This window comes from Cnuella takakiae, assembly GCF_001953305.1.
Taxonomy (GTDB): domain Bacteria; phylum Bacteroidota; class Bacteroidia; order Chitinophagales; family Chitinophagaceae; genus Flavisolibacter; species Flavisolibacter takakiae.
This window is the reverse complement of record NZ_MTFE01000010.1, coordinates 5307640-5320310: the sequence shown is the minus strand read 5'-3', so window position 1 is coordinate 5320310 and position 12671 is coordinate 5307640. Positions and strand designations below refer to the sequence as shown.

7 protein-coding genes are annotated in these 12671 nt (G+C 50.1%); 4 read left to right on the top strand and 3 right to left on the bottom strand.

What is annotated here, in order from left to right; genetic code table 11:
* Nucleotides 1-552 precede the first annotated feature (552 nt).
* From BUE76_RS22730 to BUE76_RS22720, 3 genes are all read left to right on the top strand, one after another.
* On the top strand, nt 553-969 hold the full coding sequence (locus BUE76_RS22730; RefSeq protein ID WP_143157268.1) for a response regulator: 417 nt from the start codon (nt 553-555) through the stop codon (nt 967-969).
* A gap of 155 nt (nt 970-1124) precedes the next feature.
* Nucleotides 1125-1547: a response regulator gene (locus BUE76_RS22725; RefSeq protein WP_073041656.1), complete on the top strand. Its 423-nt coding sequence runs from the start codon at nt 1125-1127 to the stop codon at nt 1545-1547.
* Nucleotides 1548-1799: 252 nt separating this feature from the next.
* Nucleotides 1800-3893 carry a PAS domain-containing sensor histidine kinase gene (locus tag BUE76_RS22720; RefSeq protein WP_073041659.1) on the top strand — a complete coding sequence of 698 codons (2094 nt, stop codon included), beginning with the start codon at nt 1800-1802 and terminating at the stop codon, nt 3891-3893.
* Between the two features lie 165 nt (nt 3894-4058).
* Here BUE76_RS22720 and BUE76_RS22715 read toward each other — a convergent pair whose 3' ends face one another.
* The 3 genes from BUE76_RS22715 to BUE76_RS22705 all read right to left on the bottom strand — a co-directional run bounded on the left by BUE76_RS22715 (nt 4059) and on the right by BUE76_RS22705 (nt 9484).
* Complete coding sequence (locus BUE76_RS22715; protein ID WP_073041661.1) at nt 4059-5195, bottom strand: polysaccharide pyruvyl transferase family protein; 1137 nt, start codon at nt 5193-5195, stop codon at nt 4059-4061.
* A gap of 326 nt (nt 5196-5521) precedes the next feature.
* A complete protein-coding gene (locus BUE76_RS22710) occupies nt 5522-6289 on the bottom strand; it encodes a response regulator transcription factor (RefSeq protein WP_076026766.1) in 768 nt (255 codons plus the stop codon).
* A 9-nt stretch (nt 6290-6298) separates the two neighbouring features.
* A complete protein-coding gene (locus tag BUE76_RS22705) occupies nt 6299-9484 on the bottom strand; it encodes a ligand-binding sensor domain-containing protein (protein ID WP_083596430.1) in 3186 nt (1061 codons plus the stop codon).
* Nucleotides 9485-9667: 183 nt separating this feature from the next.
* Between BUE76_RS22705 and BUE76_RS22700 the strand changes: the two genes are divergently transcribed.
* Nucleotides 9668-12655: a SusC/RagA family TonB-linked outer membrane protein gene (locus BUE76_RS22700; protein WP_216820718.1), complete on the top strand. Its 2988-nt coding sequence runs from the start codon at nt 9668-9670 to the stop codon at nt 12653-12655.
* The last annotated feature ends 16 nt before the right edge of the window (nt 12656-12671 follow it).

Genomic DNA, 12671 nt, shown 5'->3' with positions numbered 1-12671 from the left:
AAACAAAGCCGGCTGCTGTAAGCCGATCCGCACCTCAAAAGCTGGATGCCTTTTGGTGGAACAGCCATTTAAAAAGCGCTAATTGGTAGGATGCTGAACCGGCAGTAAAAGATACTGTTTATGACAGCTTGTACCTGTGTTGTCTTTCGGTCAGCGCGGCCGAAAACGGGTAAACCTGGTGGTTTTCAAAGAGCCGGGCTGGCTGCTTATGTACCGGAATCTTCCATTCAAACTGTTCAATCTGTAGAAAAAAATACATTAGGAAAAAGTTGCGCGTAAGTTTTTCGCCATTTATGGATGAGTTTGATGCTTTTTTAAGGCGGAAACAAGCTGGACCGTTATTTGCTCTTTCCCGCTTGGTTTTTCATAGGATATTGGATTAAAACGAGGCTTCATTTCTATGCGGCCTTTTTTCATCGCCGTTATCACCCTTTTTACCTAAACAATCCGCTATTTTACCGATCCTAACAAATGGTACCGGGTCCAAGTATGGATTTTTGCATACCCATTTTGGAGTTCACTTAACCAATCAGAAACGTGCGTATGGAAACCATGATGAAGAAACACACCATTTTATGGGCTTATGATGATATTGATGACCAGGAGATGTTCCGCGAAATCCTGGAAGCACATACTTCCGACCACGAGGTTGTAGCTTTTCCCAATGGAAAAGAACTCCTGAAGCACCTGAATGCACTTGCCCGTGCCGATCATCCCTGCCTTATTGTGCTGGACTTGAATATGCCCATACTGGGCGGCAGGGAAACCCTTGCAGCACTGAAGGCGGACGTGGAATTGAGCAGGATACCGATTGTACTGTTTACCACCTCCAGCAGCCCTGTCGATTTAAACTATAGCGATAGTATGAACGTGGAAATGATTACCAAGCCACCTTCCTACAGCAAGTTGAAAAGCATTATTGAGCACCTGGTTGACCTTTGTTCCGATCCCAAAACGACTTCAAACTAAAAGGTTTGTTGCTCCCTTAGTGTTCCGGTTGCATGCCATTAAGGCGGTTGCTGCAGGCGTTATTACCCTGTAAATTGAATGGAGGCCTGCTGCAAACAGCAGGTCTTTTACTTGGCCCAAGTTTGGCTTAGCTGCGGGTAAATCAGCAAACAGTTATGCAGCAGGACAATCCCATTTTAGTGCTCGATGACGATGAAGATGATTTGCAAATGATCAGGGAAGCAGGTGAAGTCCTGCAGATTTCCAATCATTTTGTTTTTTTCAAGAATGGGGCCGAGTTGAAGACTTATCTCCACGAAAGCCCTGTTTCACCCTTCCTGATTCTATGTGATGTGAACATGGCTAAGTCAAGCGGCTTCGAGGTGCGCAAGATGCTGATGGAGGATGAAAGCGTCCGGTACAAGAGCGTGCCTTTTATCTTTTGGTCCAATCATGCTTCCGAAAAGCAGATCCAGCACGCCTACGATCTTCCTGCCCAGGGTTTTTTCTTCAAGAGCCCCAATTTTCAGTCCTTGTGTGCCACACTGTCAACAATTGTAGCTTACTGGAAACATTCGCAGCACCCCAAAAAGCTGTAAGGCAGGCACCCATAGAATCGTTGCTGCACTTCAGAACGGCGGGCTGTCCATAAAATTTAGAATGGCAAATGCACACCTGGAAATCCTGCCGCTGCAAAGGATCCAGCTGCAATAAAGCGAATGCAACTTCATTTCAGTAAGTTGTGCACCAATAAACTTACTGGTCTGTTTCTGTAACCTGCATTGCGGTTCTGCAGAATTGAGCCTTGCATTTTGGTAGCACACCCTTTCCATCTTAAAAAATCTTTCTCTTTGAGTCATAGTGAAAACAAAAGCTTTACCGAATCGCAGGATGATCGTTTTTTGAATGGCGGTGGTGAGATGGGTACCCTGATCCGTTCCAAAGACTGGCGGCATTCCACCCTTGGTACACCAGGCAATTGGCCGCAGAGTTTGCGCACGGCAGTAGGCATTTTACTCAACTCTAAGTTTCCCATGTTCGTGTGGTGGGGGCCAGAACTCATTACCATTTATAACGACGCCTATTGCCCAATAGCAGGTGAAAAGCACCCCCGTTTGTTGGGCCAGTCGGGCAAGGAAGCATGGAAGGAAATCTGGCCTGACCTGTCGCCACTGGTGGAAAAAGTTTTTATGGGCGTTTCTACCTGGAGCGAAGACCAGGTGCTGTATATGAACCGCCGGAGTTTTGTAGAGGAAACCTATTTTACCTTTTCCTACAGCCCCATCCTGGATGACCAGGGAAATGTAGCAGGACTGTTCTGTGCCTGTATTGAAACAACCGAAAAAATACTGGCCAGCAGGAAGATCCAGGAAAGCGAACGCAACCTGCGGCATACCATTTTGCAATCGCCGGTGGCCATGTGCATCCTGCGGGGGCCTGCCTATGTAGTGGAAATTGCCAACGAACGTATGTTCGAGGTTTGGGGTAAAACTGCCAGCCAGGCGCTGGGCCGGCCCATATTTGAAGGCGTTCCGGAGGCCAGCAACCAGGGTTTGGAGCAATTGCTGAAAGGCGTGTACGAGTCGGGCGAACCTTTTTCGGCCAATGAGCGACCCGTTGAACTTGCCCGTAATAGTGGTATTGAAACAGTATACCTCAACTTTTTATACCAGCCATTCAGGGAAGGGGATGGAACTGTTTCAGGAATCATAGCCGTAGCCAATGATGTAACAGAGCAGGTGCTGGCCCGAAAGCAATTAGAAGCAAGTGAGCAGGAGCTGCAGTCAAGGGTAAAGGAGCGGACGGCAGAACTGGAAGAACAGCGGAATTTGCTGAACAATATCATGGTCAATTCATCGAATGGCATTTCTGTTACTGAAATGATCAGGGACGAACAGGGTGCTATCATAAATGCATCCACTATCCTTGCCAACGATGCAGCCGTTAAATTTATAGGCTTGCCCAGGGATGTTTTTTTGGGCACAACGGCCACCCAGCTCGATCCCAACATCCTCAGTTCTGCTTATGGGCTAGCCTGTTTGAAAACCTTGGCTACGGGTGAGCCTTCCGTTATCCAGTACCACCTGGCTATTACCGCAAGATGGCTGGAGCTCACCGTGTCTAAAATGGATGCGGACCACCTGATACATATTTTTACGGATGTAACACCCATCAAGGAAGCCCAGATCAAGCTGGAGCGGCTGGTGGATGAGTTGAAGCATACCAATGCGAACCTGGAAGAGTTTGCCTATGCGGCTTCCCATGATCTCAAAGAGCCGATCCGCAAGATCAAGTTTTTCTTGAACCTGCTGAAAGAGGAACTGCAGGCAGGCCTGAACGAAAAGCAGCACCTGCATTTCGACCGGTTGCAAAATGCGGCCAACCGCATGGGTAACCTGGTTGACGACCTGTTGAGCTATTCGCAGGTGACCCTGGGTTTTTCCGACCAGGAACCAGTGGACCTGAATAAAAAGGTTCAGCTGGTTTTGGAAGACCTTGAATTGGAAATATTACAAAGAAATGCCGAAGTACATGTTGGTGCACTGCCTACCATTACAGGTAATAAAAGACAAATGCAGCAGCTGTTTCAGAACCTTGTTGCCAACGCACTTAAATACAGCAAGGAAGCAGCAGTACCCATAATCCAGATTGCATCCCGGAAAGTGCATGCAAAAGAACTGGCGCCATTCATTGAGCCGGAAAGTGCCGACCATTGGTTTTACCTGGTTGAAGTAAAGGACAATGGAATTGGGTTTGATCAAAGTGACGCGGAGCGCATCTTCAATGTGTTCACCCGCCTGCATGGCATGAGCGAGTACCGGGGTACAGGTGTCGGATTGTCCATTGTTAAAAAGGTGGCCGAAAACCACGGTGGTTTTGTGTGGGCCGAAAGCAGCCTGGGTGCAGGTGCTACTTTCTTTGTGGCGCTGCCTGCAGGCACGTGATGATTGGTTTGTTGCCCGGGATGTATAGTTGGAACGCAGTTGTTCCAAACCTGCCTGGTGCCGCTCCTGCCAGTGCAGCAACTGTACAAATATGGGTTGCTGCACTGGGTTCAAGCTAACGTACGGTTGAATACCGATAACCGCTATGAAATGTATATGCGTGTATTAAGCTGCATAACCGGCTTTTTCTTTTTTATGCAATAAGGCGGCAAATACTGTTTCCCACATTTGCGTAGACCTTTGCTTTTGCACCGCACTGTTCCGAAGGAGCTTTTCCCGGGCAGTTTTGTTGGCGGAGGGATCTGCCATAGTAGCGATCATCTGTTCTATTTCCTCCTTGCTTTTTATATCGAGTACAAGGCCCTCTTCAAAATCATACTCCTGGTGCAGCATTTCGTATTTGTGCGACCAGCTGGTACTGATGCAGGGAACGCCATGCGAAAGGGCGCTTACAACGCCATGGAACCTGGAGCAAATAATAAAATATGCCGTTGAAATAATGCCCTTTATCACCAATGGATTTGGATCGATGATAACGGGGATCGGGGTGCGCAACATGGCATTTACCTCGTTTGCAATATCGATGTCCCTTTTGCCTTCATGAATCAGGAAATAAGGATGTAGTCCCAGGCTGTTTACCTTGTTGATGGCAGTATGCAGGAATTGCATGTAGTGACTGCCTGCCTCTTCTTTTTTATCAATCATCTTGCGGTTGGGAATAATGGCAACCTGCATTTTGCGGGCATCAAAGTCGGCCGGCACCTTTCCCTTGATCAGGTTGGTAAAATCCGGTGCCTGTTTGATGTGCTCGTAATTGGCGAGGCTCTTCAGATAGTGGAAAGATCTTTCTTCCCTTGCAAAGATCAGGTCAGTATTGGCCACGATCTTTTCCATAACCGTATTTAGTTCCGGGTTGGAAAACGGACCAAATGCTTGTGGCAATAAAATCACTTTTTTGCCTTGCTGGCGCCAGGCGCCGATGTGCCGGCCAAGCCTCCTTTCCGCGTATGCTGCTCCCCACTGGTCGCCAAAAGCAAAGCCGGAACCATCAAGGACGACGGTGATTTCTTCGCGTAACACAAACCCTAGTTTCCTCCGGATGATCTTGGGTATGATCCCTGCGCGCCTTCTTTTTACCTGGAAGATCTTGTGCTCTGCCAGCTTTTCCGAACTGATCCATCTGGAAGTTTCCATGGCAAAGATGGCATTGGGAAAACGTTCCTTTACTTTTTGCATGATGGCATGCAGCATGAGTTCTGCTCCCTTGTTTACAAACTCAACGCCTCTTAATTCAATGATCATTGTACAAATTTTTTGTCGTATGGAAATGATCGATTCAATAGGATTGTTGGGGAGTGTGCTGGTGCTGAATGCAACGGTTATAAGCAACCGGAAAAGGCTTAAGCGGGTAAATATATACTGTGGATCTTGAACTTTCAACAAATGAGAACAATTGAAATGTGTAAGTGGCTATTACATACAAATGCTTTAGCCGGAAATTTCCGTAAGCAATTTTCCGGCTAAAGCATGGAATGAAAAGAACCGTACTTATCCCTTTGCAAGAACGCTCTTCCACTGATGTTAACCCAGCAAACAACTAAGGTGGAACAGGGTGGGGAGAAACTGTATTACTTCCTGGTTTGATTGGCTTTCTGGTATTGTGTTGGCGTCATGCCAAATTGTTTCGAGAAGTTCCTGCCGAAATTTGTCTGCGAGTTGTAGCCCACTTTATACGCCACTTCAAAAATCTTGGCATTACCGTCGGTGAGCAGTTCTGCTGCTTTTTTCAGCCGGGTAAGGTTGATGACCTCGTTGGGTGTGATGTCGGCAACTGCTTTGATCTTACGAAAAAGCGTGGTCCGGCTCATATTCATGTGTACGGCCAGTCTGTCCACATCCAGCGAAGGATCATCAATGGCATCAACAATGGCTTCGGTTAGTTTTTCCAGGAACACTTCATCCGACCGGGTATGTGCTATGGTTTTGATTTGCACCACCGGCGAGTTGACAAAGTAGTTGCGCAGCTTGTCGCGGTTGGCCAGCAGGTTGGCAATCTGTACAAACAGCAGGTCGATATCAAAGGGCTTTTCAATATAGGCGTCGGCGCCAAGCTCAAGCCCTGCGATCTTTGACTGCAGCGTGTTTTTTGCCGTGAGCAGTATCACCGGGATGTGGCTGTATTCAAAACTGGACTTGATACGCCTGCACAGTTCAAAGCCGTCCATCACTTCCATCATCACATCACTCACCACCAGTTGTACGGGTTCTTTTTCCAGCACCTGCAGGGCCGCCGCGCCGTGCTGTGCCGTAACGATGTGGTATTTTTCGTTCAGTTCTTCCGAAAGCACTTCCAGCAGTTCCGCTTCGTCGTCAACCAAAAGAATCGTGTTTTTCATGTACATAAATTATAGCTGCCTGCTTAGCGCATCCTTTGCTGCAGCGTCCTGCTGCTGTTGCTGCATGGGAATGGTGAGGGTGAATGTATTGAGTGCGCCATCGATATCATCCAGTACCAGGCTGCCATTGTGTAATTGCGTCAGCGAGTTGGCCAGCGCAAGGCCGATGCCCGTACCTTTTTGTCCCCTGGTTTCGGGAATGCGGAAGAAGGGCTCGAATATCTTCTGCCGGTACTCCGGTGCAATCAGGGGGCCGTCGTTTTTTACCTGCACCACAAATGCTTGTTTCCACTGGTTGTGCTCCAGTGTGATGGTGGCAAGCCCATCGGCATATTTTACAGCATTGCCCAGCAGGTTGTAAATGATTTTATTGAAAGCATCCGTATCCACATGAGCCCATACCGGTTGCGCTGGCAAGTGCAGCAGGAAGGATATGCCTTTCTGTTCGGCCATGGAGCTGAAGTTCTGGTAGGCATCGTTCAGCAGGTCGGATATACTGGCAGGCGCAAACGACAGTTGGTAATTGCTGATTTCCACCTGCCTGAAATCAAGCAGCTGGTTGGTGAGGTCGATCAGGCGGTTGGTGTTGCGGTCGATGATCTTCAGGCTTTTTTCCATTTCGGGGTTCTGTTCCGCTTTCTTTAAAGCCTTGGCCAAGGGAATTTTTATGAGGGTAAGCGGGGTGCGTACTTCGTGCGCCACGTTGGTAAAAAACTCGATCTTGGCTTCCAGCACTTCTTTTTCCTTGGCGGCTTTCAGTTGTGCTACCTGCTTGCGGTTGCGGGCCGCTATCCTGCGGTGATACAGGTGCACGATGCCATAAAGCAGCAGCAGAACCAGTACAAGGTATAGGGTATTGGCCCACCTGCTTGCCCACCAGGGCGGCAGTATTGTAATGCTGAGGGTCGCTTCCCTGCCGTTCCAGATGCCGCTGCTGTTGGCGGCTTTTACCCTGAAGGTATAGGTGCCGGGATGCAGTTCGGTGAAGTACACCTTACGGTTGTTTTTCAGGTTGGTCCAGCCGGCCGAAAGGCCTTCCATCTGGTAGGCATATGCCACCATTTGGGGTGCGGTAAAACCAAGTGCGGCAAACTCAATGCTAAAGGTGGCCTGGTCGTGGGCAAGGGTAATCTTATCGGTAAGGATGATGGACCGGGAGAGGGGCGATCCTGCCTTGCCAATGGGCACTTCCCCATTCTTGATCTGGAACCCGGTAATATACACAGGCGGTTGGTAATTGCTTTGTTTGAATACCGCCGGTTGAAAGCCCACCAGCCCTTTGGCGCTGCCAAAATACATCCGGTTGTTTTCGTCGCGGTAAGCCGAGCTGAAGTTGAACTGGTCGCTCAGCAAACCGTTGGCCGTTGTATATACCAGCACCTTTTTGGTGGCGGGATCAAAAGAAGTGAGGCCTCTGGTGGTGCTGATCCAGAGCTGCCCTTTTTCATCTTCCAGTATAGACAGCATGAAATTGCTGGGGAAGCCGTTGGCAATGTCATAACGGTCGAAGTTGCGCCTGACGGGGTTCCATTTGCACAGCCCGTTTTCGGTGGCAAACCAAAGCTGCCTGCGGCTGTCTTCGAAAATGGCATTCACCTTATTGCTGGCGATGCTTTTTTCATCAGCAGGCGAATAGCTGAAACTGCCGGAAGCACCTGTTTTGCTGTTGCGGTAATAAACACCCTTACCCGAAATGCCGGTCCAGAGTGTGCCCTCCCTGTCTTCAAGCATGCAGAGGTACCAGTCGTTTGCCGGAAACCCATGCAAAGGGTCGAAATGGTCGCGCCGGGTATTGTAGCTATAAATGCCAATATTGGTGCCCACCAGTATTTTCCCTTCCCGGGTTTTCAGCAGGCAGAAAGGAAAATTGCTTTTCAGGCCGCTTGCCGGCCCGCTTTCATAATGGCGCACCACTTTGCCTGTACGGATGTTCAGGATGTCGAGGCCGTGTTCGTAGGTGCCGATCCACAACTTATCACCATCGGGCATGAGGTTGTGGATACAGATATAGGCGATGCTCCCGCTGCTGGAGTCGGGTTTGTATTGTATAAACCTGCCGGTTGCAGCATCAAGCTTGTTCAGGCCTGCGTCCTCGGTGCCTACCCACAGGTTGCCCAGGTGGTCCTTGCATATTTCCCGCACTACGTTGCCGCTCAGCGAGTTTTCGGAGGGTTTGTGATAGAACTTTTGAAAAGGCGTGTGCTGTATGGGGTAGTAGTTGAGCCCGCCGAAATAAGTGCCCACCCAGATACCGCCTTCCCGGTCCTTGCAAAAGGTATAGATCACGTTGTCGGAAAGGGCAAACTGGTCGCTGCTTTTCTTTACCAGCTTTTTCGAAACCCCTGTTGTTTGGTTATAGGTAAAAAGGCCCGTTTCCGTGCCGATCCACCATTCATCCGGCGTGGCCTGCAAAAAGGTGCGGATAAAGAGGTTGTCCAGCTTTTCGCAGCAAAGCGGTATGTCGCGGTAGCTGCCTGTTTTCATGTCAAAAATTTTAAAGCCGCCCTTGCTGGTGCCTACCATGATCCTGCCATCGCCTGTAACATGAATCTTTTCGATCCAGCGTTTATCCCGGTTTGGCGAATGTGCAAAAAGGTCATAACTGCTGAAGCCATCGGTGACGGCATCATACTTTTTTAGCAGCCCATCGGACGTGGCTACCCAGATGGTGCCGTCATTGGCCATACCAATGCTGGTGATCCACGAAAACTGTTGCGGTTCGTACAGTTTGAGGCTGCCTGTTTTTTCAGCAAACCGGTACAGGGTATTACCTGCAATAAACCAGATATGTCCCCTGCGGTCGGTGATGATCTCATCAACCGCGGGCATACGCGAGGCAGTAAGAAAGCGGAAAGAGTCTGCCTTTGCATCGTACCGGTACAATTCCTTTTCGGTACCTACCAGCAGCGTACCCGCAGCATCGATGTGCAGGGCGTGTACAAAGTTGTTGCCATTGCTTTCCTGCTCCTTATTACTGAAGCGGTATACTTTGAAGCTGTGCCCGTCGAACCTGTTCAGCCCGTCCCGGGTGCCAAACCACATAAAGCCCAACTTGTCCTGCGCACTGCAAATGACTGCATTGTTGGAAAGGCCCGCCTCCACTTCGTAATGCCTGAAAGAGTAGTCCTGGCAATAGGGTGATAGCGGCAAGGCAAAAAGCAACAGGATGATATGGAGCACACTACGGTAAAGCAATCTTGGTTCTGATGGTTTGTATGGCTAAGTCAAAATAAAATGATTCTCCGCCCTTTTCAATACCGCCTGCCGGCGATGGTACAACTTGGTACTATTTATCGAAAGAGTGGAATGATATGTAGAATAAAGTAAATGAATAAATGTCATTTTCACACTTAATAAGTCTTTTCAAACCTATTTGCCATGAAAATGCGATTGCTTTTAAAAGGAGGCGCCTGTCTTCTTGCCTTGCTGATTGTGCAATTCCTAAGCTTTACTGCTGCGGCACAACAAACACGAAAGATCACCGGGGTGGTTACGGACAGCGTTGGAAAAGGCGTTCCCAATGTCACCATTGCGGAGCGTGCTACCAGCAACTCTATTGCTTCCAACACCGACGGCAGCTTTGTGATCAATGTTTCCGGTGCACAGCCCGTGCTGGTATTTACTTCCGTTGGCTATGCCACGCAGGAAGTGCCTGTGCGCGACCAGTCGAACATCTCGGTGACCCTGCAAAACCAGAATGCTGCCCTTTCGGAAGTGGTGGTGATTGGTTACGGCAGCCAAAAAAGGGCCAATGTTACGAGTTCGGTAGCCACCGTAAAGGCGGAGAACTTTGTAAAAGGTCCCGTGCAGGATGCAGCACAGCTGTTGCAGGGTAAGGTTGCCGGTTTAACGGTATCCAACCCCAGCGGTGATCCCACAGGCTACTCCCAGATTCTCCTGCGGGGCAATACCACGCTTTTTGGCGCCAACAGCGATCCCCTGGTGATCATTGATGGCGTTCCCTCGGGCCTGCGCACCATTGCGCCTGAAGACATTGAATCCATCGACGTGCTGAAGGATGGCTCGGCCGCCGCCATCTATGGCGTGCGGGGTACCAACGGGGTGATCATCATTACCACCAAAAGGGCAAAGGGTGGGTATACCAATACCGTTGAGTACAGCGGTTCGGTAAGTACCCAGCAGATTGCAAGGCGGCCCGAAATGCTGTCGGCTGCCGACTACCGCGCACAGATTGCCGCGGGTGGCAGGGATGCTTCTTGGGACCTGGGCAGCACTACCGACTGGCTGAACGAGATTTCGCAAACACCCCTGACGCATATCCATAACATTACCTTCAGGGGCGGAAACAACCGCACCAACTACCTGGCTTCGGTCAACTACCGCAGCCTGGAGGGTATCTTCCTGAAGTCGGATAACAAGACCTTTACCGGCAGGATCGATGTAAACCACAGCATGCTCAACGACAAGCTGAAGATCAACCTGCAGCTGCTGAACCAGACCAACAATTTCACCCAGACACAGGACGGCGGCAGCTTCAACGGGTATACTTACCGCCAGGCCCTCATCCGCAACCCCACGGCGCCCATCAGGGACGCCAATGGCAACTGGCATGAGCAGGCCGGCAATTTCAACTACGAGAACCCCCTTTCCCGCATCTTCGAAACCGATGGCGAAACAAAGGGCGTGAACTCGCGTATGAATGCCAACCTTACCTATACGCCCATCGCCGGCCTGCGCCTGAACTCCTTGTTTTCCTATTCAAGGGCAAATACCAATGCGGGTTATGCAGAAACAAAGAACCATATCTCTACCCTGCGCGACAACCGGAACGGCTATGCTGCCGTGGGCAGTTCCCTTTCTATCGACCGGCTGGTGGAGCTGACCGCCGAATACTCGAAGAACTTTGGTAAGCACCGTGCTTCCATACTGGGCGGCTATGGTTACCAGGAGAACGAATCCTACAACAACTTTATCCGCAACTGGAACTTCCCCATCGATGATTTCGGGTACAACCAGATTGGCCTGGGCAATGCCATCAAGGAAGGCCTGGGCGAGATTTACAGCGGCAAGGGCGAGACCAACCTGGTGTCGTTTTTCGGAAGGCTTACCTATAGCTATAACGACAAGTACCTGCTGATGGCCAACCTGCGCCACGAAGGTGCCAGCCAGCTGTTTGGCGCCAACAAACCCTATGGCACCTTCCCCGCCGTTTCCGTTGGCTGGCGCATCAGCAAGGAAGGCTTTATGCAAAACCAGACCATCTTCGACGACCTGAAGCTGCGGGCCGGTTATGGCGTTACGGGCAACCCGCCATCGGGTGGCTTCCTGAGCCAGGCACTGCTGCGCTTTGGCGCCTTTGTGTATACCAATGGCGAGTGGCGCCGTGTGCTGGAGCCCGCCACCAATCCCAACCCCTATATCCGCTGGGAAGAAAAACATGAATCCAACTTCGGTCTTGACTTCAGTATGTACAATGGCCGGATCAGCGGTAATATCGATTACTATGTACGCAACATAAAAGGCCTGTTGTACGATTACCAGGTGCCCAGCCCGCCCAACCTGTACCCCAGCACCAGGGCCAATGTAGGCGAGATGGAGAACAAGGGTTTGGAAGTACTGGTAAACGTGGTGCCAGTGCGCAAGCGGGATTTGGAGTGGACCACCAGCTTCAACTTTTCTACCAACTCCAACAGGCTGACCAGCCTCTCCAATGAGCTCTATACCGCCACCAACGATTACTTCACTACCGGCTATACCGGTGAGCCCATTCAAACGCATACCAATATCGTTTACATCGGCAAGCAGATCGGCGACTTCCATGGTTTTAAGGTGATTGATATCGACGAAAACGGCCAGTGGATCTATGAAGGCAGGGATGGCAAGCCTGTTCCTTATGCACAGTTTGCCCATGCTTTTGAGGACAAGAAAGTGATCGGCAATGGCCTGCCCAAATACTACGCCGGCTGGAACAACAACCTCCGCTACAAGGCTTTTGACCTTTCGGTAACCATGCGCGGCGCATTCGGGTTCCAGATTGCCAACTTCCAGCGTATGTACCTCGAAAACCCCACCATCCAGAATTACAACCGCCTGGCTTCTTCGCAGGACCTGGTGTATGGAAAGGCAAAGCTGGCCTCACCGCTGGAGTTCAACAGCCACTATGTTGAAAACGGCGATTTCTGGAAAGTGGACAACATAACGCTTGGTTACAATTTTAACCGCGTCCGCTCCCAGTTTATCAAAACCGCAAGGGTATACGCAAGCACGCTGAACACTTTAGTTATTACCGGGTATAAAGGCGTGGATCCCGAAGTGAACCGCCTGGGGCTGGCACCCGGAAACGACGACCGCGACCGCTATCCCAACACCCGCACTTTCACCATCGGCGTAAACCTGAATCTCTAACTACCTAACATGCATG